This window comes from Aurantimonas manganoxydans SI85-9A1 (genome assembly GCF_000153465.1).
In the GTDB taxonomy this organism is placed as follows: Bacteria; Pseudomonadota; Alphaproteobacteria; order Rhizobiales; family Rhizobiaceae; genus Aurantimonas; species Aurantimonas manganoxydans.
In genome coordinates this window covers 2,071,887-2,092,049 of sequence record NZ_CH672387.1, presented here as the reverse complement: position 1 = coordinate 2,092,049, position 20,163 = coordinate 2,071,887, and the positions used below count along the sequence as shown (strand labels likewise).

General features: G+C 66.7%; 17 protein-coding genes and 1 tRNA gene. 11 read left to right on the top strand and 7 right to left on the bottom strand.

All coding sequences use genetic code 11. The features are described from left to right. Nucleotides 1–38: 38 nt before the first annotated feature. Complete coding sequence (locus tag SI859A1_RS09870) at nt 39–971, bottom strand: SMP-30/gluconolactonase/LRE family protein (protein WP_009209638.1); 933 nt, start codon at nt 969–971, stop codon at nt 39–41. A gap of 335 nt (nt 972–1,306) precedes the next feature. Here SI859A1_RS09870 and SI859A1_RS09865 point away from each other — a divergent pair, with 335 nt between their 5' ends. The 6 genes from SI859A1_RS09865 to SI859A1_RS09840 all read left to right on the top strand — a co-directional run bounded on the left by SI859A1_RS09865 (nt 1,307) and on the right by SI859A1_RS09840 (nt 7,305). Next, a complete protein-coding gene (locus SI859A1_RS09865; RefSeq protein WP_148233800.1) occupies nt 1,307–2,251 on the top strand; it encodes a substrate-binding domain-containing protein in 945 nt (314 codons plus the stop codon). Nucleotides 2,252–2,327: 76 nt separating this feature from the next. Continuing rightward, nucleotides 2,328–3,359, top strand: coding sequence for an ABC transporter permease (locus SI859A1_RS09860; protein ID WP_081451363.1), 1,032 nt, complete (start codon nt 2,328–2,330; stop codon nt 3,357–3,359). Continuing rightward, nucleotides 3,356–4,102 (top strand): ATP-binding cassette domain-containing protein, encoded by a 747-nt coding sequence (locus SI859A1_RS09855; protein WP_009209635.1) that lies wholly within the window; start codon nt 3,356–3,358, stop codon nt 4,100–4,102. The genes SI859A1_RS09860 and SI859A1_RS09855 overlap by 4 nt, the downstream gene beginning before the upstream one ends. Beyond that, on the top strand, nt 4,099–5,184 hold the full coding sequence (locus SI859A1_RS09850) for a LacI family DNA-binding transcriptional regulator (RefSeq protein WP_040325657.1): 1,086 nt from the start codon (nt 4,099–4,101) through the stop codon (nt 5,182–5,184). The genes SI859A1_RS09855 and SI859A1_RS09850 overlap by 4 nt, the downstream gene beginning before the upstream one ends. After that, a complete protein-coding gene (locus tag SI859A1_RS09845) occupies nt 5,181–6,236 on the top strand; it encodes a hydroxyacid dehydrogenase (protein WP_009209633.1) in 1,056 nt (351 codons plus the stop codon). The genes SI859A1_RS09850 and SI859A1_RS09845 overlap by 4 nt, the downstream gene beginning before the upstream one ends. A gap of 49 nt (nt 6,237–6,285) precedes the next feature. Then, on the top strand, nt 6,286–7,305 hold the full coding sequence (locus tag SI859A1_RS09840) for an aldo/keto reductase (protein WP_009209632.1): 1,020 nt from the start codon (nt 6,286–6,288) through the stop codon (nt 7,303–7,305). Between the two features lie 59 nt (nt 7,306–7,364). Here the strand turns inward: SI859A1_RS09840 and ilvA are convergent, their stop codons facing one another. Together ilvA and SI859A1_RS21450 are read right to left on the bottom strand one after the other, a co-directional pair. Continuing rightward, nucleotides 7,365–8,618, bottom strand: a complete 1,254-nt coding sequence (ilvA, locus tag SI859A1_RS09835) for a threonine ammonia-lyase IlvA (RefSeq protein ID WP_009209631.1) — start codon at nt 8,616–8,618, stop codon at nt 7,365–7,367. A gap of 57 nt (nt 8,619–8,675) precedes the next feature. Continuing rightward, complete coding sequence (locus SI859A1_RS21450; protein WP_148233799.1) at nt 8,676–8,921, bottom strand: hypothetical protein; 246 nt, start codon at nt 8,919–8,921, stop codon at nt 8,676–8,678. Between the two features lie 88 nt (nt 8,922–9,009). Here SI859A1_RS21450 and SI859A1_RS09830 point away from each other — a divergent pair, with 88 nt between their 5' ends. Further along, nucleotides 9,010–9,627, top strand: a complete 618-nt coding sequence (locus SI859A1_RS09830) for a LysE family translocator (protein ID WP_202797865.1) — start codon at nt 9,010–9,012, stop codon at nt 9,625–9,627. Between the two features lie 39 nt (nt 9,628–9,666). On the opposite strand, the gene ade is transcribed toward SI859A1_RS09830, so the two are convergent. Then, complete coding sequence (gene ade / locus SI859A1_RS09825) at nt 9,667–11,475, bottom strand: adenine deaminase (protein WP_040325656.1); 1,809 nt, start codon at nt 11,473–11,475, stop codon at nt 9,667–9,669. Between the two features lie 149 nt (nt 11,476–11,624). Beyond that, nucleotides 11,625–11,710, bottom strand: a tRNA-Leu gene (locus SI859A1_RS09820). A 157-nt stretch (nt 11,711–11,867) separates the two neighbouring features. Here SI859A1_RS09820 and SI859A1_RS21445 point away from each other — a divergent pair. Next, on the top strand, nt 11,868–12,074 hold the full coding sequence (locus tag SI859A1_RS21445) for a hypothetical protein (protein ID WP_148233798.1): 207 nt from the start codon (nt 11,868–11,870) through the stop codon (nt 12,072–12,074). 175 nt (nt 12,075–12,249) lie between these two features. Here the strand turns inward: SI859A1_RS21445 and wrbA are convergent, their stop codons facing one another. Then, entirely contained in the window at nt 12,250–12,849 is a 600-nt protein-coding gene (wrbA, locus tag SI859A1_RS09815; protein WP_009209628.1) for an NAD(P)H:quinone oxidoreductase, read from the bottom strand. Between the two features lie 293 nt (nt 12,850–13,142). Between wrbA and SI859A1_RS09810 the strand changes: the two genes are divergently transcribed. The 3 genes from SI859A1_RS09810 (at nt 13,143) to SI859A1_RS09800 (ending at nt 19,087) form a co-directional block, all read left to right on the top strand. Further along, nucleotides 13,143–13,898 carry a competence/damage-inducible protein A gene (locus tag SI859A1_RS09810; protein ID WP_040325655.1) on the top strand — a complete coding sequence of 252 codons (756 nt, stop codon included), beginning with the start codon at nt 13,143–13,145 and terminating at the stop codon, nt 13,896–13,898. Nucleotides 13,899–14,094: 196 nt separating this feature from the next. Further along, nucleotides 14,095–14,592 carry a xanthine phosphoribosyltransferase gene (gpt, locus tag SI859A1_RS09805; RefSeq protein WP_009209626.1) on the top strand — a complete coding sequence of 166 codons (498 nt, stop codon included), beginning with the start codon at nt 14,095–14,097 and terminating at the stop codon, nt 14,590–14,592. A 616-nt stretch (nt 14,593–15,208) separates the two neighbouring features. Then, nucleotides 15,209–19,087 (top strand): vitamin B12-dependent ribonucleotide reductase, encoded by a 3,879-nt coding sequence (locus SI859A1_RS09800; RefSeq protein WP_040326444.1) that lies wholly within the window; start codon nt 15,209–15,211, stop codon nt 19,085–19,087. A 357-nt stretch (nt 19,088–19,444) separates the two neighbouring features. Here the strand turns inward: SI859A1_RS09800 and SI859A1_RS21845 are convergent, their stop codons facing one another. Beyond that, on the bottom strand, nt 19,445–20,146 hold the full coding sequence (locus SI859A1_RS21845; protein WP_040325654.1) for a hypothetical protein: 702 nt from the start codon (nt 20,144–20,146) through the stop codon (nt 19,445–19,447). Nucleotides 20,147–20,163 lie beyond the last annotated feature (17 nt).

Here is a 20,163-nt window from a genome sequence, read left to right as displayed (position 1 = left end):
GCGCCGGATGCTTGCGACGAGGTTGCGGACGCCAACGATCACGGCCACTGCGCCCCGCAGCGCGTGGTGTCGATGGCGTAGATCGAACTCGTCCCGCAGATGAAGAGCCGCGAGCGGTCCGGCCCGCCAAAAGTGAGATTGGCCACGACCTCCGGTACCCGCACGCGGCCGAGCCGTTCGCCGGCCGGCGTGAAGCAATGGACGCCGTCGGCCGCCGAGACCCAGAGGAGATCCTCCGTATCGACCCGCAGGCCGTCGGGCACCCGGTCGACCTCGCAGACGACCTGGCTCGTCCCCAGCCGCCGGCCATCGACCACGGTCAGTGCGCGAACGTGATGCGGCCGGCTGTCGTCGGTGCCGAAGCCGTGGCCGCGGGCGCGGCCCGAATCGGCGACGTAGAGAACGGATTCGTCGACCGAGAAGGCCAGGCCGTTGGGCCGGTCGAAATCGTCGGCGACGAGCTCGACCACACCGGTGTCGGGATCGATCCGGTAGACGTTGTTCGAACCGATCTCACTTTCGGCGCGAATGCCCTCATGGTCCGAGATGATCCCGTAGGGCGGATCGGTGAACCAGATCGAGCCGTCGGATTTGACCACAACGTCGTTGGGCGAGTTCAGCCGCTTGCCCTGCCAATGTGTCGCCAGCACCTCGTAGGTGCCGTCCATCCGGGTCCGGCTGACGCAGCGCCCGGTATGCTCGCAGGAGATCATTGCCCCGTCGCGGTCGCGGGTATGACCGTTGGTGCTCTGCGCCGGCTGGCGGAAGACGCGCAGGCCGCCCTCCTGCGTCCAGGCCATGATGCGGTTGTTGGGAATGTCGGAGAAGCGCAATTCGCCGATCTCGTCGAACCAGACTGGCCCCTCGGCCCAGATGAACCCCTCCGCGATGCGCTCCAGCTTCGCGTCGGGCGGGAAGAATTCCGCAAAGCGCGGATCCTCCGCGGCTACAACCGACCCTGTTTCCCCCATATTCGCCCCTCCCGCCGTCAGTTCGTCCCGGGTCTTCGCGGCTCGCATGCCGCCGCCCCTCGCCTTGAGTGTCACTCGAAGGCGACGCAGATCAACCCTTTACTGTCGGATTTTGCACCGCAACATGCCTATACATGCGGCGCCAAGTTGAAATCCGCCGGCCGCAGCCCGGCCATTGACCGATCGCAGCACCGAAGCTAGCGTAGCATCGTTGCACACGTGTGCAAAGGGCGGTTTTACTTGGGGCGGTTGGCGCTTCTAATTGATTCCGCAACGAAAAATACGGGCGTTCGACGCTGGGAGGCCGCGAACGCACCGGATCTCGGGAGGATGGAATGAAGCCGTTTTCGAAATTGCTGGCGCCGGGCGTTGTCGCCGCGTCGCTGCTGGGCGCCATGGTGCCGGGGCACGCCCAGGACGTCACACTGGCGACCTCCATGCCGGCGCTGGAGTTCCCGTTCTTCGTCCACATGCAGGACGCGCTGACCAAGAAGGCCGAGGAGGTCGGCGGCATCAGCCTCATCGCCACCGACGGCCAGAATCAGACGACCAAGCAGACCGGTGACGTCGAAGCGGCGATCATCCAGGGCGTCGACGGCATCATCATCAGCCCGATCGACGCGGTCGCGATGGCCCCGGCCCTCAAGCAGGCCGTCGATGCCGACATTCCGGTGATCACGATCGACCGCCGCGTCGACGGTGTCGAGGGCATCCTGTCGCATGTCGGCGCCGACAACGTCGTCGGCGGGGAGGCCCAAGGCAACCTCATCATGGAACTGTTCCCGGACGGCGCCCGCGTCGTCAATCTGCAGGGCCAGCCCGGCGCGAGCCCGGCGATCGATCGCAACAAGGGCCTGCACAACGTCCTCGACGGCAAGGACAATTACGAGTTCGTCGCCGAGCAGACGGCGAATTTCGCCCGGGAGGAAGGCGCGTCGGTCACCGAGGCGATCCTCGGCGGCCTCGCCACCCCGCCCGATGTCATCGTTGCCGCCAATGACGACATGGCGCTCGGCGCGTTGCAGGTGGCGCAGGAGCGCGGCCTCGACATCCCGATCATCGGGTTTGACGCCCTGCCCGAGGCCCTCGCCTCGGTGCGCGACGGCGGCCTTGCCGCGACCATCGAGCAGTTTCCGGGCGGCCAGAGCGTAACGGCGCTGGAGGCGATGATCGCGCATCTGCGCGACGGCAAGGCACCCGAGCCGCTGGTTCTCTTGAACCCGATCGCGATCACCAAGGACAATCTCGAAAAGGCCGAGCGTCTCGGCGAGATCCAGTAGCGCCGGGCGTTACCGCGCTGCCAGAAGAGCCGGCGTCGCCGCCGGCTCTTTCCTGTCCCTGTCTTCGGATGAGACCATGACCCCTACGCCCCCGTCTGCGGTGCCGCACTCGCGAGCGCATCCCTTCGATGCGATCCAGTTCCTGGCCCGCTATGCCGCCCCGCTGTTCCTGCTGCTGCTCGTCGCGATCTTCGCCATTCTCGAGCCGCGTTTCCTGCACCCGCTCAACATCTTCAACGTCCTGCGGCAGGTCTCCATCGCCGGGCTGATCGCCATCGGCATGACCTTCGTCATCCTGACCGCCGGGATCGACCTGTCGGTCGGCTCGCTCCTGGCGCTGGCTGGCCTCGTCGGCGCCTATGTCGCCAAGGGTGGGCTGGACGACCGCTTCGCCATCGCCGCCGGCGACGCTCCCGGCAACCCGGTGATCTTCGCCGTCCTCGCCGCGCTCGCCGTCGGCATGGCGGGCGGTGCGCTCCAGGGGCTAGCGATCACCCGCCTCAAGGTGCCGCCCTTCGTGGTCACGCTGGGCGGGCTCACGGCCTTTCGCGGCGCGGCGTTGCTGTTTTCCGGGGGCGGGCCGATCTCCGGCTTCACCGCCGATTACGCCTGGTGGGGCCAGGGACGCATCTCGATGGTGCCGATCCCGGTGATCATCTTCGTCCTCGCGGCGCTCGCCGCCCATCTGGTGCTGCGCTACACCGCCTTCGGCAAGCACGTCTACGCCACCGGCGGCAATGCCCGAGCCGCCGCGCTGAATGGCGTGCCAATCCGCCGGATCGTGATGCTGGTCTATGTCATCAGTGGCTTCTTCTGCGGCCTCGCCGCCTTCCTGCTCTCGGCCCGCCTGAACTCGGCAGAGGCGGTTGCGGGGTTGAGCCTGGAACTGACCGTCATCGCCTCGGTCGTGATTGGCGGCACCAGCCTCTTCGGCGGCGTCGGCAGCATCTTCGGCACCGTCGTCGGCGCGCTGCTGATCGGCGTCCTCACCAATGGTCTGGTGCTGCTCAACGTCTCCTCCTTCATCCAGCAGATCCTGATCGGCGTGATTCTCGTGGCCGCCGTGGCCCTGGACCAGTTCGCCGCCACGCGGAGGCTTGCCGAATGACCGGACCGCTGTTCGAACTGCGCAATGTCTCCAAGCGCTTCGGCGCGATCCATGCGATCGACGACATCGATCTGACGCTCGGCCATGGCGAGGTCGTCGGTCTGATGGGCGACAACGGCGCCGGCAAGTCGACGCTGGTGCGCATCATCGCCGGCAATTTCCAGCCGTCCGAGGGCGAGATCGCGCTGGAGGGACGGCCGGTGCGCTTTGCCGACAGTGCCGACGCGCGCAATCATGGCATCGAGGTGGTGCATCAGGACCTGGCGCTCTGCGACAACCTGACGGCGGCTGACAACGTCTTCCTGGGGCGTGAACTCAAGCGCCGCATCGGCCCCTTTCAGGTGCTCGACTACCGCGCCATGTCGCGCCGCGCGACCGAGCTCTTCGCCGAACTCCAGTCCGAGACCCGCCCCGGCGACAAGGTGCGGATGATGTCCGGCGGCCAGCGCCAGGCTGTCGCCATCGCCCGGACCCGGCTGGCGGAATCGAAGATCGTCCTGATGGACGAGCCGACCGCGGCCATCAGCGTGCGTCAGGTCGCGCAGGTGCTGGACCTCATCAAACGGCTGCGCGACAGCGGCGTCACCGTCGTCCTGATCAGCCACCGCATGCCCGACGTCTTCGCGGTCGCCGAGCGCCTGGTGGTCCTGCGCCGCGGCCGCAAGGTCGCCGACAAGCCCATCTCCGCGAGCTCTCCCGAAGAGGCGACCGGCCTGATCACGGGGGCGCTCGAGACGGCATGACGGCAGCCAAGCGACCCTCGCGCCCGTCCCGCCGCCGCGTGACCGCGCTCGACGTTGCGGAACTGGCCGGCGTGTCGCGTTCGGCGGTGTCGCGCACTCTCACCGAGGGCGCCAGCGTGTCGGACGAGACGCGCAGCAAGGTGCTCGCCGCCGCCAAGGAGCTCGGCTATCACCGCAACGCGCTTGTTCGGGCGATGGTTAGCCGGCATTCCGGAATCATCGGTATCGTCACCGGCCGGCTCGACAATCCCTTCATCGCCGTCGCGCTCGAGCGACTGGCGCGGCGCCTTCAGGACGACGGCCTGAAGACGCTGATCTTTTCCGGCGACGCGGAGAGCGATCTGCAGATCGCCATGCCGTCCATGCTGGAATACCGCGTCGATGGCTGTTTCTTCCTGTCCAACGACATCTCGCCCCAGTCCGCCGCCCGTTACACCGAATTCGATATCCCGCTGGTCGTCGTGTTCAACTCCGATATCGAGGGCATTTCCGACCACGCCGACGAGGTGCCGGTGGGCGCGGTCACGGTCGACAATGTCGAGATCTCGGCGGCCGTCGCCGACCTGCTTCTGGATGCCGGTTGCCGGCGCCCCGCCTTCCTTTCCGGGCTGCCCTGGGCGGCGACCAGCGGCGAGCGGCGGCGTGGTTTCAGGGACCGGCTCGCGGCCCGCGGCATCGCGCTGCTTGCCGAGGAGACGGGCAATTTCAATTATGCCGACGGCCTTGCCGCCAGCCGGCGGCTGCTGTCGGGAGCCGAGCGGCCAGACGCGATCTTCGCCGCCAACGACGTCATGGCGCTGGCGGTGATCGACGTGGCGCGCAGCGAGTTCGGCCTGCAGATTCCCGGCGATCTGGCGGTCGTCGGCTTCGACGACATCGGCGTCGCGGCCCATGCGGCCTACGACCTGACGACGGTCCATCAGCCGGTCGCCGCGATGATCGACGCGGCCGCCGACATGATGCAGGAGCTTCTGGTCGATCCGAGCCGTCGCCCCTCGGACAGGCGGCTGGCATCGCGGCTGGTGATCCGCGGATCGGCCAGACCGCCGCACTCGCATTCGAACATGGAGAACGTCGCGTGAGCCGAGCGGCTGGCCCATCCGCAACTGACGACGACCGGCCGCTGGTGATCAGCGTACCGCATCCGCGCTCGCTCGCCCTCATCCTGACGGATGCGCGGCGCCGGCAGCTCTTCGACAGCTATCAGGTCGTGGAATGCGAACCGGGCGGTCTGGCCGCCCTGCCCGATCCGGTTTTGGCGGCCGCCCGCTACATCATCGGCCAGCCTCCGATCGACGCGGCCACTTTGGAGCGGCTGCAATCGCTGCGCTGCATCTTCAATGTCGAGAGCAACCTCATCGACAACATGCCCTATCCGACGCTGTTCGAGCGCGGCATTCACGTGGTGACGACGGGCGCCGTCTTTGCCCAGCCGGTCGCTGAACTGGGCCTCGCCATGGCACTCGATCTCGCCCGCGGCGTCAGCACCGCGGCGCGCGCCTTCCGCGAGGGCCGCGAAGCCTGGGGCGGCGACGGCAATCAGGGCGCGCGGCTGATCGGCGGATCGGAAATCGGCCTGATCGGCTTCGGCGATCTCGGCCGGGCGCTGCACCGGCTGCTGACGGGGTTCGGCGTCACCATCCGGGTCTTCGACCCCTGGGTTCCCGATGCGATCCTGCGCGGCCATGGCGTCGTCCCCGCCACGCTGGAGGAAGTCATGGCCGAGAGCGACACGGTCTTCACCGTCGCCGCGGTCACTTCGGAGAACCAAGCCTTCATCGGCGCCGCCCAGTTTGCGGCCATGCGCGCGGGCGCGTCCTTCGTCCTGCTCAGCCGCGCCGACGTCGTCGATTTCGACGCCCTGATGGCGGCGGTGCGCTCCAAGCATATCCAGGCCGCCAGCGACGTCTTCCCCGAGGAGCCCCTAGCGCCGGATCACCCGGTGCGCACCCTCGACGGCTTCCTCTGCTCGGCCCATCGCGCCGGCGCGCTCGATGTTGCGTTCAAGCGGATGGGCGACATGGTGCTGGACGACATGGATCTGATGGACCGCGGCCTGCCGCCGATGCTGTGCAAGCGGGCCGAGCGCGAGACCGTCGCCAGGATGCGCTCGCGCCCGGTGACGACAAACTAGATCGGCGGCCGCGGCGAGGCTCCGCCTGAACGAACAGGGAGGATCACCCATGCAGTTCGGTAAACGCGAAATTGGGCGCACCGGCGTCCACGTCACCGAATACGGCTTCGGCGGCGCGCCGCTGGGCAATCTCTACGCCCCGATCGCCGAGGACGAGGCGCGCGGCCTCCTGACCGACGCCTGGGAGGCGGGCTTTCGCTATTTCGACACCGCTCCCTATTACGGTTTTGGCCTGTCCGAGCGCCGTTTCGGCGACGCGTTGCGTGGGTTGCCCTGGCAGGAGGCCGTCGTCTCCACCAAGGTAGGACGGCTGATCCGGCCGGATCGCGGGCCCAATCCGGACCGGGAGAAATTCATCGACGCGGCGCCCTTCCGCTCCGACTACGACTATTCCTATGACGGCGTCATGCGCTCCCACGAGGACAGCCTGCAACGGCTGGGCATCGATCGGGTCGACATCCTCTTCCTGCATGACATCGGTCCGGTCACCCATGGCGCCGCGGCGCATCCGGCGCTGTTCAGGCAGGCCATGGAAGGCGGCTACCGGGCGCTCGACGAATTGCGCCGCAATGGCGACGTCAAGGCGATCGGGCTCGGCGTCAACGAGTGGCAGGTCTGCGAGGAGGCGATGGACCACGGACGCTGGGACGTGTTCCTCCTGGCCGGCCGCTACACGCTTCTCGAACAGACCGCACTCGACAGCTTCCTGCCGCGTTGCCAGCGCGAGAACGCCTCGATCGTCATCGGCGGACCGTTCAATTCCGGCATTCTGGCGACGGGGCCCGTGGCGGGCGCGACCTACGACTACGAGCCGGCGCCGGCGGCGATCCTGGATCGGGTGCGGCGGATCGAGAGCGTCTGCAAGGCCCATGACGTGCCGCTGGCCGCAGCGGCCCTGCGCTTTCCCCTCACCCATCCGAGCGTCGCCGCGGTCATCCCCGGCATGTCCGCCCGCAATCATCTGCAGCGCAATCTGCAACTGATCGGGCAGACGATCCCGGCCGGCCTCTGGTCGGATCTGAAGTCCGAAGGGCTGCTGCGCGACGACGCGCCGGTCCCGCAGGACTGACAAAGCGACCGCCGCTGGCCGGAGCTGCGGCGGTCGTGATCACGCGGATCGCCGGCGGATCAGATCAGGAGGTCGGCGAGGATGTTGTTGTCGGTGATGTCCTGGTAGCTGACGCCATTCTCTGCGAAGCGGGCCAGCAGCCCCTCGAAATTCGCCGGGTCCTTGGTCTCGATGCCGATCAGGATCGAGGCGAAGTCGCGGGCCGATTTCTTCAGATATTCGAAGCGGGCGATGTCGTCATCCGGGCCGAGATAGTCGAGGAAATCCTTCAGCGCGCCGGGGCGCTGGGCCAGCCGCAGGATGAAGTACTTCTTCAGCCCCTCGAAGCGCAGCGCCCGCTCCTTCACGTCCGGCAGCCGCTCGAAGTCGAAATTGCCGCCCGAGACCACCAGCACGACGGTCTTGCCGCGGATCTCGTCCTTCAGGTCGCGCAGCGCGTCGATGGCCAGCGCGCCGGCCGGTTCCAGAACGATGCCCTCTAGATTGAGCATCTCCAGCATGGTCTGGCAGAGCCGGCCTTCCGGCGACAGCAGCACGTTGTCCGGCGAAAAGCGCGACAGCGTCTCGTAGGGCAGCGCGCCGATCTCGGCGACGGCCGCACCATCGACGAAGCCGTCGAGCTGCGGCAGCCGCGTGCGCTCGCCCTTGGTCAGGCTGGTGCGCAGGCTGGGCGCGCCGAGCGGCTCGACGAAGCGGAAGGCAGGGCTGCTTTCGCCGGCGTAATAGCGGGCCAGCCCGGAGGCCAGTCCGCCGCCGCCGACCGGCAGCACCAGCATGTCGGGGCGCTCCCCGTCGAGCTGCGCGGCGATCTCCTGGCCGACCGTCGCCTGGCCCTCGACGATGTCCTCATGGTCGAAGGGCGGCACCATCGCCGCGCCGGTCTCGGCGGAATAGGTTTTGGCCGCGGCGTAGCAATCGTCGAAGAAGTCGCCGATCAGCTCGATCTCGACCGCATCGCCACCGAAGGCGCGGGTCTTGTCGATCTTCTGCTGCGGCGTCGTCACCGGCATGTAGACCCGGCCCTCGAGCCCGAAATGCCGGCAGGCGAAGGCGAAGCCTTGGGCGTGGTTGCCGGCCGAGGCGCAGCAGAAGCGCCCGGTGGCCGAACCGTTGGCGATCCGCTTGCGCATGAAGTTGAAGGCGCCGCGGATCTTGTAGGAACGCACCGGCGTCAGATCTTCGCGCTTCAGGAAGATGCGCGCATCGTATCTGGCGGAAAGATGCTCGTTGAGCTGCAGGGGCGTCGCCGGGAACAGGGCACGCAGGGCCTCTTCCGCGACAGCGACGCGGCGGGAAAACTCGTTATCGGACATGGATCACAGACTTAGCTCTTGTGGAACCGGCTCCGGCTCCGAAGGAATGCACGGCCGTCACTCGCGGCGGCCGGATAGGCGGAAGCTGTCTAGACGACGCCGCCGCGTGCCGGACATGTCCGCGCGCCGGAAGGCTGCGTTGCAGCGCGGGCGCCAGACAGGCCGGCGCCGATAATCAGGGACGTGGCTCCGCCGATCGTGATGTTCCATGCCATCGCGCGCCCCTTTCTCTGCTCGATTGCCGTTGCGCCAGCCATCGGCCATCCGCGCGAATTTGTAAAGGCGCGCGGCGATCCGCGTCATCGGCGTCGCTGTCGTTGCACGGGCCGAAAGCCGGGGCGATAATCATCCCTCTCAAGCCTGCGCGGGAGAATGCCCGATGGACCTCGTCATGGCAGTCGGCAGCGTGTTCGCGGTCTTCATCCCGGCCTTGATGCTCCCGGGGCCCGATTTCGTCGCGGTCGTGCGCTCTGCCATGACGCGGGGATCGAGAGCCGGCCTGGCGACGGCGCTGGGCGTTTCGCTCGGTCTCGGCTTCTACGCCGCGCTGAGCCTGATCGGTCTCTCGGCGATCCTGACGCAGTACCAGTGGCTGACCTGGTTCGTCCGCATCCTCGGCGGCGCCTATCTCGTCTTTCTGGGGCTGCGGTTGCTCATCAAGCGGCCAGATCCCGTGGAGATCGCCGGCGAGGCGCCGCGCGAGCGCAGTGCGCTCCTGTTCGGCTTCGTCGTCACCCTGACCAATCCCAAGGCGATCGTGCTGTTCGCCAGCGTCTTTGCGACGGCCGCGTCCGGCGCCATGCCGTTGTGGGTCATGGTGCTGATGATCGGCCTGGTCATCGCGAGCTCATTCGCCTGGTATTCCGCCGTCAGCCTCGTCATGGCCTCGCCGCCGATCATGGGCCGGTTCCGCGATACCCGTCACCGTATCGAGCGGCTGGCCGGCGTCTGCTTCGTCGCGATCGGGCTGAAGATCATGTCGGATGCCCGGAGCCCGGTCGCCGCCTGATCGGAACGGCGCGACCGGGCCATCTGGCGGTCCAAGGCGTCAGACGAAGAGGTCGACCAGTTCGAAGCGTTCGACGTCGACGATGCCCTTGTCGGAAATGCGCAGGCTCGGAATGACCACCAGCGCCAGCAGCGAATGCTGCATGTAGGCGTTGTTCAGCGTGCAGCCGGCCGCGCGCATGGCCGCGATCAGCCGGTCGGCCTTTTCCGCGACGATTTCGGCCCGCTCGCTCGACATCAGGCCGGCGATCGGCATCTCGACCAGCGCCTGCTCGTTGCCGTCGGCGAAGAAGACCACGCCGCCGCCGACCTCGCCCAGCCGGTTGGCGGCCAGCGCCATGTCGTCCTCGGAGGTGCCGACGACGATCATGTGGTGGCTGTCATGGGCAACGGTGGAGGCCATGGCGCAGCGTCCCGTGTAGCCGAAGCCGGACACGAAGCCATTGACCACGTCGCCGCTCGCCCGGTGCCGCTCGACCAGCGCAATGCGGCAGACGTCGTTGTCCGGGTCGGGCATGGCGATGCCGCCCTGCACCGGTACATGCGCGGTCAGTGCCCGGGTCGGCGCCTGGTTCTCGACCACCCCAATGATCCGCGCCTCGACCGTCGCCCCGGCGCTCTTCGGCGCGGCGACGCGGAAATCGTCCGCCGTCAGCGCCCGGCCGAGCTTCACCGTATCGATGGCGCTGTCCGGATAGGCATGGGCCGGCATGTCGGCTTCCAGCTTGCCGCCGGACGCCAGCCGCACGCCGCGGCCATAGACGGCGTCGATGGTCAGGTCGCTCAGGTCCGAGACGATCAGGAAGTCCGCGCGGCGCCCCGGCGTGACCGAGCCGATCTCGCGCTCCAGCTTGAAATGCTCGGCGGTGTTGATCGTCGCCATCTGGATCGCGGTCATCGGCTTCAGCCCGCGCGAGATGGCGTGCCGCACGACGCGGTCCATGTGGCCCTCGCGAACCAGCGTGCCGGAATGGCAGTCGTCGGTGCACAGGATGAAGTGCCGCGAATCGAGGCCCATCTCGGTGATCGCCCGCACCTGTTCGGCGACGTCGTACCAGGCCGAGCCCAGCCGCAGCATCGCCTTCATGCCCTGGCGCACCCGCGCGGCGGCATCCTCCATGCGGGTGCCCTCGTGGTCGTCCTCGGGACCGCCGGCGACATAGGCGTGGAAGGCGCGGCCGAGATCGGGCGAGGCATAATGACCGCCGACCGTGCGCCCGGCCTTCCGGGTTGCCGCGATCTCGCCGACCATCGTCGGGTCGTTGGCCGCCACCCCGGGAAAGTTCATCACCTCGCCGAGGCCGATGATCGCCGGCCAGCCCATCGCCTTCGCGACATCCTGCGGGCCGAGGATCGCGCCGCCTTCCTCGAGCCCCGGCGCCGACGGCACGCAGGACGGCATCTGCACCCAGACATTGACGGGCTGGGCCATCGCCTCGTCGTGCATCAGACGGACACCTGGCAGACCCAGCACATTGGCGATTTCGTGCGGATCGATGAACATCGAGGTCGTGCCGTGCGGGATCACCGCGCGGCAGAACTCGGTAACCGTCACCATGCCGCTCTCGACATGCATGTGCGCATCGCAAAGCCCCGGCATGATGAAGCGCCCGGCGGCGTCCACCACCTCGGTGTCCGGCCCGATCATGTAGCCGGCGTCGGGCCCGCAATAGGCGAAGCGCCCTGCGGCGACCGCCACGTCGGTCTGCGGGATGATCTCGCCGGAATGGACATTGACCCAGCGCGCGTTGCGTACGACCAGATCCGCGCGGGTCCGCCCCATCGCAACATCGACGAGCTGCGGCGCCACGGCCTCGAACGGGGCCACGCTGGTGGGTTGGTCGGTCATGAAATGTCCCCGTGGAAGAGAGCCCGGCCGCCGCTGCCAGTCCGTGATCGGCGGTCACACAATGTGGTGATCAGTGCCACTGATGGCCCGCTTGCGGAGCCATCGCTCGCGAATTGCAGCAAGAACCGGCACTAAGTCGTTCTGTATCCTGGTGCGGGCGGCGGGACTCGAACCCGCACGGGACGAAGCCCGAGGGATTTTAAGTCCCTTGCGTCTACCATTCCGCCACGCCCGCGCTGCGGCGACCTCAACCAAATGGGGTATCCGTGTCAAGATTCGTGGGCCGAATGTCACACTGAAACAAAAAGCCATCGCGAAATGCGGCGAAAATGAGTAACGTTGCGTAACCGGCGGGTCAGAAGCCGGACCACACGAGCATGGGAGACCGACGCATGACGGAGCACTCCAGCCGTTTCGGAGACCCCACCCGATCCGCGCGCATTGCCCGCGTGGAAAGTGTCGACAGCGCCAGTACCGATGCTCGAGAGGCGCAGGGGTTCCTCGTCCGGTTGAAGAAGCAGAATGCGGCACTGACGCGTCTGCTCGATGCGCTCAATTTCGAAGGCAGCGGCTCGCTTCAGGAGACGCCGAACAACTGAGACGATCGCGTTTCGGCACTGTATCCTGCGATCCTGCAGGCCGCATGCCTGATGCAGTCGACCGGCATCAAGTCTTTGCGCCGTCTATCGGCGTAATGGTCGCCCGAGCCATATCGGACGACCACCCTCAAGGGACATCTCGTGTCCCTTGCCTTCCCGAGAATTCTAACCTGGTTCAGGCCGCGACTTTCGCGGCGATCTCGGCAATGTGCCGTCCCTGGAAACGGGCGCCGTCGAGTTCGATCTGGCTCGGCATGCGCGAACCGTCACCCTTGGCCATGGTCGATGCGCCATAGGGCGTGCCGCCGACGATCTCGTCCATATTCATCTGACCGGCGAAGGCGTAGGGCAGACCGACGGCCATCAGGCCGTGATGCAGCAGCGTCTTGATCACCGAGATCAGCGTCGTCTCGTTGCCGCCATGCTGGGACGCGGACGAGGTGAAGGCACCGCCGACCTTGCCGACAAGAGCGCCCTTCGCCCACAGCGGGCCGGTGCGATCCCAGAACGCCTGCATCTGCGAGGCCATGTTGCCGAAGCGAGTCGGCACGCCGACGATGATGGCGTCGTAGTTGGGCAGGTCCATCGGGTCGCATTCCGGATGGGCGTAATCCGTCTTGAAGTGCGCCGCCGCGACCACGTCCTGCGGGGCCGTCTCGGGGACGCGCTTGATTTCAACCGTGGCGCCGGCGCTGGTCGCGCCCTCGGCCACGGCCTGTGCCATTGCCTCGATATGTCCGTAGCTGGAGTAGTAGAGTACGAGGACTTTCGCCATCGGTTCGCTTCCTTTCAGAAAATGTCGTGACGTCTGGAGGCCGCATGGGCTCTGGACCTACCTAGTCGGCTTGCCGGCATCCGAGAGGGGGTAATGTTGCGACGCACTGTCACCCCGCAGTTGAGATGCGGCGAGTTGCCATTTCGCGCCGGGCCTTGCCTCGCGGGGCCGAACGCCCTCATTAACGGTGCTGCAGCGCCGTCCGGAACGGGGGCCGCTGGGGATCGATCGAGCTGTGGAGGGTCGCGGACGCAGTCCGTGCCGTGGTCCCAGCGCAGTGCCGGAGCTTCGCCATGAGTGCCCAACCCGCCGCGACCGCCGCGATGCTCGCCATCGGCGACGAGCTCCTGTCCGGGCGCACCAAGGACAAGAATATCGGCCATCTGGCGGAATTCCTGACACTCGCCGGCATCGATCTCAAGGAAGTCCGCATCATCGGCGACGAGCCGCATTTCATCGCGGACACGCTCAACACGCTCAGGCGCAGCTACGACTACGTCTTCACCTCGGGCGGGATCGGCCCCACCCATGACGACCTGACCGCCGATGCGGTCGCCGCCGCCTTCGGGCTGCCCATCGGCGAGCATCCCGAGGCGGTCGAACTCCTGGCGGACTATTATGCCGGCCGTGGCCTCGAGTTCACCGACGCGCGCCGCCGCATGACCCGCACGCCGGAGGGCGCGACGCTCATCGACAATCCGGTGTCGAAGGCCCCGGGCTTTCGCGTCGACAATGTCTTCGTCATGGCCGGCGTCCCGCAAATCTTCCAGGCCATGCTGGGCAATGTCCTGTCGACGCTGCCGGCCGGCCGGGCCATCGCCAGCCTCGCCATCCCTTGCCCGTTCGGCGAAGGCGACATCGGCGACCCGCTGCGTGCCTTGTCGAAGGCCCATCCGGCCGTGACGATCGGCTCCTATCCGAAATTCGACGGGGACCGCTATTCCACCGAGATCGTCGTGCGCTCGCGTGACGATGCGGCGCTGAAGAGCGCCGCAGCCGCCGTGACGGCGATGCTCGAGGATCTCGGCCGGGCGCGGTCCAAGGGGTAAGCCCGAGCCCGCCGGACCAGCGATCTCCTTCCGATCCGACGTCGGCAACGTGTCCGTTTTGCCGCAGTGCTGCGGCCCTCGGCGATTTTATGCGTGGAAACCGGCATCCGTGCCGCGTCTGTGGGCCACGCGGCTTGCATCGGCGGGATGATTCGATCTATCGCATCCGCTCCCTCCAGCAGCCCGGAAGCGCGTCATGTCCACGGTCGAGAAATCCTTCCCCGTCTCCTGGGACCAGTTTCACCGCGACGCACGGGCACTGGCCTGGCGGCTGGCGAGCCAGCGCGACGACTGGCGCGCCATCGTCTGCATCACCCGTGGCGGCCTCGTGCCGGCGGCCATCATCGCCCGCGAGATCGGCACGCGCCTGATCGAGACGGTCTGCATCGCGTCCTACCACGAGTACAGCGAGCAGGGAGAGCTCAGGGTCCTCAAGGAGATCTCGCCGGAACTCCTGAAGGACGAGGGCGACGGCATCCTGATTGTCGACGACCTGACCGATACCGGCAAGACCGCCGGTCTTGTGCGCACCATGCTGCCCAAGGCGCATTTTGCCACGGTCTACGCCAAGCCCAAGGGCCGGCCGCTGGTCGACACCTTCATCACCGAAGTGTCGCAGGACACCTGGATCTTCTTCCCGTGGGATCTTGGCCTCACCTTCCAGGCGCCGATCAGCAAGAGCACCCTTGGCTGACATCCACCACCCGGTTGTAGAGTCCCCTCGCCGGTCCGTGTCGCTGTCCGGCTGAAAGGCGAGACCCGTCCCGGCGCCGATCTTCATAGCCAGGCACCGATTCGGCCGGCCGAACGGCAAATCTGGTGCGGGCTTCCTCCGCCCGCCTTCGCACCGTTGCCCGACCGCACCGGTGCGACATCAAGCGTCCGACGAAACAGCCGGGCTCCGGCGCCTTCGCGGACTTGTCCCCGCTTTCAACCGCTGTCCACACTTGCGCTCGCCAGCCTCCCCCTGCGAGGTTGGCGGCGAAGCTGCGGGCCCGCCCGACGGCGATCCGGCGTGGGCTGGAACGCCGGCCCGGTAGGCAAAGCCGACCGCGTGGCACCAAGGCGTTAACCGCTGTCCACAGGCCCGTCGGGAATAGGTGGATAAGCTGCCGCCTCCGGTCGCGAACGCCCGATTCAGAGTCGCTTAACCACCCCGAATATACTATATCTAGTGTCGCCAGCCGGGGCCCATACCACATGCGCCCGGCGGCGATTTTCGAGGACAACGCGCCGCGCGAAGGGGTTTCCCTCGCCCGCTGGCGCGATTCGTTGCGGCAAACACGGAATAGACGAGGACCGTCATGGGCATGAAGATCGAACGCCGGTACACGAAGGCTGGCGAGAGCGCCTACCATTCGGTCGAGTTCCGCAAGGCGACGAGCGAGATCAAGAACCCCGACGGTTCGGTGGTCTTCCGCCTCGCCGGCATCGACGTGCCGGCCCAGTTCAGCCAAGTCGCCAGCGACATCCTGGCGCAGAAATATTTCCGCAAGGCGGGCGTGCCGAAGGCGCTGAAGAAGGTCGAGGAGAACGACGTTCCCTCCTTCCTCTGGCGCTCGGTCGCCGACGAGGAAGCGCTGGCCAAGCTGCCCGAGGCCGAGCGCACCGGCTCGGAGATGGACGCGCGGCAGGTCTTCGACCGGCTCGCCGGCACCTGGACCTACTGGGGCTGGAAGGGCGGCTATTTCGCGTCGGAAGAGGATGCCGCCGCCTTCAAGGACGAACTCGCCTACATGCTCGCCACCCAGAAGGTCGCGCCGAACTCGCCGCAGTGGTTCAACACCGGCCTGCACTGGGCCTACGGTATCGACGGTCCCGGCCAGGGCCATTATTACGTCGACTATCGCACCGGCGAACTGACCCGCTCGACCTCGTCCTACGAGCATCCGCAGCCGCATGCCTGCTTCATCCAGTCCGTCGCCGACGATCTGGTCAATGACGGCGGCATCATGGATCTGTGGGTCCGCGAGGCGCGCCTGTTCAAATACGGCTCCGGTACCGGCTCCAACTTCTCCTATCTGCGCGGCGAAGGCGAAACCCTGGCCGGCGGCGGCAAGTCGTCGGGCCTGATGAGCTTCCTGAAGATCGGCGACCGCGCCGCGGGCGCCATCAAGTCGGGCGGCACCACCCGCCGCGCCGCCAAGATGGTCGTCGTGGACATCGACCATCCCGATATCGAGAACTACATCTCGTGGAAGGTCCGCGAGGAAGAGAAGGTCGCCGCGCTCGTCACCGGTTCCAAGACCGTGTCCAAGCACCTCAAGGCGATCCTGTCGGCCTGCGTGAACTGCGAGGGCCCGGACGGCGACTGCTTCGAGCCGATGAAGAACCCGGCGCTCAAGCGCGCGGTCAAGGACGCCAAGCGCGCCCAGGTTCCGGAGAACTACGTCAAGCGCGTCATCCAGTTCGCGCGGCAGGGCTACACCGACATCGAATTCCCGGTCTACGACACCGACTGGGATTCCGAAGCCTATCTCACCGTCTCCGGCCAGAACTCCAACAATTCGGTCTCGCTGAAGGACGACTTCCTGCGCGCGGTCGAGGAGGACGGCACCTGGGACCTGATCCGTCGCACCGACGGCAAGGTCGCCAAGACCCTGAAGGCGCGCGAGCTGTGGGACCAGATCGGCTATGCCGCCTGGGCCTCGGCCGATCCCGGCCTGCACTACAACACCACCATGAACGACTGGCACACCTGCCCGGCGGCCGGCCCGATCCGCGCCTCCAATCCGTGCTCGGAATACATGTTCCTCGATGACACGGCCTGTAATCTGGCGTCGCTGAACCTCATCCAGTTCCGCGAGGAAGGCCTCGACGGCCCGGAGGGCATCAAGCGCTTCGACACCGACGCCTTCGAGCATGCCACCCGCCTGTGGACCGTCGTCCTCGAAATCTCGGTGATGATGGCGCAGTTCCCGTCCAAGGAGATCGCGCGGCTGTCCTACGACTACCGCACGCTGGGCCTCGGCTTCGCCAATATCGGCGGCCTGCTGATGACCGCCGGCATCCCCTATGATTCGGACGAGGGTCGGGCGATCTGCGGTGCCATCGCGGCGCTGATGACCGGCGTCGCCTACAAGACCTCGGCCGAGATGGCCGGGCATCTGGGCGCCTTCCCGGACTACGAGCGCAATTCCGAGCACATGCTGCGCGTCATGCGCAATCATGGCCGCGCCGCCCATGGCATCGCCAATGGCTATGAGGGCCTGTCGGTCGACCCGGTCCCGCTCGATCATGCCTCGCTGCCCGACAAGCGCCTCTCCGCCCGGGCCAAGACCGCCTGGACCGATGCCGTCGAACTCGGCAAGAAGAACGGCTACCGCAACGCCCAGGTCTCGGTGATCGCGCCCACCGGCACGATCGGCCTCGTCATGGATTGCGACACCACCGGCATCGAGCCCGACTTCGCGCTGGTGAAGTTCAAGAAGCTCGCCGGCGGCGGCTACTTCAAGATCATCAACCGCGCCGCGCCGGAGGCCCTGCGCTCGCTCGGCTACACCGAAGCCCAGATCGCCGAGATGGAGGCCTATGCGGTCGGCCACGGCAATCTGAACCAGGCACCGGCGATCAATCCGGGCTCGCTCAAGGCGAAGGGCTTCACCGACGAGCACATTGCCGCGCTCAACGCCGCGCTCGGCTCGGCCTTCGACATCAAGTTCGTCTTCAACAAATGGACCCTCGGCGAGGCGTTCATGAAGGAGACGCTGGGCGTTTCCGACGAGCAGCTCGCCGACTTCGCCTTCGAGCTCCTGCCGTTCCTCGGCTTCTCCAGGAAGGACATCGACGCGGCCAACGTCCATGTCTGCGGCGCCATGACGCTCGAGGGCGCGCCGCACCTCAAGCCCGAGCACCTGGCAGTGTTCGACTGCGCGACCCCCTGCGGGCGCATCGGCAAGCGCTACCTGTCGGTGGAATCCCACATCCGCATGATGGCGGCGGCGCAGCCCTTCATCTCGGGCGCCATCTCCAAGACCATCAACATGCCGAACGAGGCGACGGTCGAGGATTGCAACGCGGCCTACATGCTGTCGTGGAAGCTGGCCCTGAAGGCCAACGCCCTCTACCGCGACGGCTCCAAGCTGTCGCAGCCGCTCAACGCCTCGCTGATCGCCGACGAGGACGAGGAGGACGAGGACGCCGTCGAGATGGCGACCGCGGCGCTGGCCTCCGCGACCAAGCCGGCCCAGGCCGCGGAAGTCGCCGAGCGGATCGTCGAGCGCATCGTCGAGAAGGTGGTCCGTGACCGCGAGAAGCTGCCGAACCGGCGCAAGGGCTACACCCAGAAGGCCATTGTCGGCGGCCACAAGGTGTATCTGCGCACCGGCGAGTTCGATGACGGCCGCATCGGCGAGATCTTCATCGACATGCACAAGGAGGGCGCGGCCTTCCGGGCGATGATGAACAATTTCGCCATTGCCATCTCGCTGGGCCTGCAGTTCGGCGTGCCGCTGGACGAATATGTCGAGGCCTTCACCTTCACCCGCTTCGAGCCGGCGGGGATGGTCCAGGGCAACGAGGCGATCAAGAACGCCACGTCGATCCTCGACTACGTCTTCCGCGAGCTGGCGGTCTCCTATCTGGACCGGCATGATCTCGCCCATGTCCAGCCGGAGGATTTCGGCGCCTCGACCCTCGGTCGCGGTGTCGAGGGCGACAAGCCGCAGCCGCTGCCGGTCTCCCACGGCATGGTCCGCGGGCAGACGTCGAAGTTCCGGCTGATCTCGTCGGCCGAGCCCCAGGGCAACGCGGCGAACGCCCCGGCCGGCACCAAGCCGGTGACGACGGCCGCGCGGACGGCGGCCAACACCGCCGGCGGATCCCCTGCCCGCGTCACTGGTCGTCCGGCAACGGCGACTGCTACGGCGACGGCTTTGTCGCCGACGGCGCTCGGCACGCCGGCAACCGCCTTCAAGCGCGACTACGAGCAGGCGCCGCTTGCCGATCCGGCCCCGACGTCGGACACGACGCCGGCCCAGGGCCTGTTCGATCAGCCGCTGGCCTATGAGGCGAGCGCGAAGGACACGGCCAATGTGGCGGCGGCACCGTCGACCGCCGAACGGCGCTCCATCGCCATGATGAAGGGCTACACCGGCGACAGCTGCACCGAATGCGGCAACTACTCGATGGTCCGCAACGGCACTTGCCTGAAATGCGACACCTGCGGTTCGACAAGCGGCTGTTCTTAGTATGCCGATCGTGTGTGTCTCTGAGCGCTGAGTTGTAGCAGGAGGCGCTAAGATCTGCGGAGCGGGGGTATAACCTCCGCTCCGTTTGCATAAGGGAAAGCGTTGTGCCGTTCGGGGGGACTATCTCCGCCTGTATGAGCGACCCCGCCGCAGGCGCGCATCATACGATGGTCCGGCGAAGGATAGACGGAGCCGAGGCCGCGTAGGTGGCTTGGAAGTGAGGTATCTGCAGCCGAGCGGAATATGAGCGATCAAAATCGGCAGATTTGAAGGGCAGCGATCTGGGTCGGTACTGCGTCCGGCGTGGTGAGGCATCGTTTCCGCCCGTATTCGCAAAACGAACGCCCGTTGCAATCCTCACTTCAACCTCTCTGCAATATAGTCAGCCCGCGCCTTGATGCCCTTCCCGCCGGTGCCGTTCAGCGCCTTGCGTACTCCGCGAAGATACTTGCGACCTCGACCGGTGGAAGCAGCCTCGTCGATAAGAGGAACCGCGAGCCGGTCCTCGTCGGTGAGATGCCCAAAAATCTCAGGATCAAGGTCATTGTCGATGAATCTTCTGGTGACAGTTTCTTTCAGCCTCGAGCAGCTGTCCCAGTCAAACCAAATGCCCCAGTTGAGCCGCAATCTGGCCAGCCGCTCCGCCTCGCTGGAGAAGCGGTGCTCGTCGAAGGCCTTGTAAAACTGGGTGTAGGAATACCGGAGCAGTTCGGCCTGAGACCGGGATACCTGACCTAGCGCACGTGCCAAAAGGAAGGCAGCCAGGAAGTCCCTGTCAGGCCGTCTAAGCGAGCCGGATGCCCCCTGCAGCGCGATAAGCCACGGATCCACCTCGTAGGTATTTGGGATATCGTCCGGCTGCAAAATGCGGGCGATGGCGACTACCATCGAAAGTTGGGCTATCTCACCGGAGGCGAGCACGGCAGCGGCCCTGTTTCGATTCCGGTACAAGGTAACCAGGTCGTGTCCCCATAGGTGGTGTAGCTCGGCGATAGCGTCGCCAATCTCGTCCGCGCCTTTCATCGCGCTGTAGGACGAGATTGGCGGCGCGGTGGTCACCAGCGGTTTCCGGTTAG

Coding starts and splice junctions, on each gene's coding strand:
- SI859A1_RS21445 (WP_148233798.1), top strand. CDS start 11,868: ATGACGGAGCACTCCAGCCGTTTCGGAGACCCCACCCGATCCGCGCGC.
- SI859A1_RS09865 (WP_148233800.1), top strand. CDS start 1,307: ATGAAGCCGTTTTCGAAATTGCTGGCGCCGGGCGTTGTCGCCGCGTCG.
- ilvA (WP_009209631.1), bottom strand. CDS start 8,618: ATGTCCGATAACGAGTTTTCCCGCCGCGTCGCTGTCGCGGAAGAGGCC.
- SI859A1_RS21450 (WP_148233799.1), bottom strand. CDS start 8,921: ATGACGCGGATCGCCGCGCGCCTTTACAAATTCGCGCGGATGGCCGAT.
- SI859A1_RS09810 (WP_040325655.1), top strand. CDS start 13,143: ATGAGTGCCCAACCCGCCGCGACCGCCGCGATGCTCGCCATCGGCGAC.
- SI859A1_RS09840 (WP_009209632.1), top strand. CDS start 6,286: ATGCAGTTCGGTAAACGCGAAATTGGGCGCACCGGCGTCCACGTCACC.
- wrbA (WP_009209628.1), bottom strand. CDS start 12,849: ATGGCGAAAGTCCTCGTACTCTACTACTCCAGCTACGGACATATCGAG.
- ade (WP_040325656.1), bottom strand. CDS start 11,475: ATGACCGACCAACCCACCAGCGTGGCCCCGTTCGAGGCCGTGGCGCCG.
- SI859A1_RS09860 (WP_081451363.1), top strand. CDS start 2,328: ATGACCCCTACGCCCCCGTCTGCGGTGCCGCACTCGCGAGCGCATCCC.
- SI859A1_RS09850 (WP_040325657.1), top strand. CDS start 4,099: ATGACGGCAGCCAAGCGACCCTCGCGCCCGTCCCGCCGCCGCGTGACC.
- SI859A1_RS09855 (WP_009209635.1), top strand. CDS start 3,356: ATGACCGGACCGCTGTTCGAACTGCGCAATGTCTCCAAGCGCTTCGGC.
- gpt (WP_009209626.1), top strand. CDS start 14,095: ATGTCCACGGTCGAGAAATCCTTCCCCGTCTCCTGGGACCAGTTTCAC.
- SI859A1_RS09800 (WP_040326444.1), top strand. CDS start 15,209: ATGAAGATCGAACGCCGGTACACGAAGGCTGGCGAGAGCGCCTACCAT.
- SI859A1_RS09830 (WP_202797865.1), top strand. CDS start 9,010: ATGGCAGTCGGCAGCGTGTTCGCGGTCTTCATCCCGGCCTTGATGCTC.
- SI859A1_RS09870 (WP_009209638.1), bottom strand. CDS start 971: ATGGGGGAAACAGGGTCGGTTGTAGCCGCGGAGGATCCGCGCTTTGCG.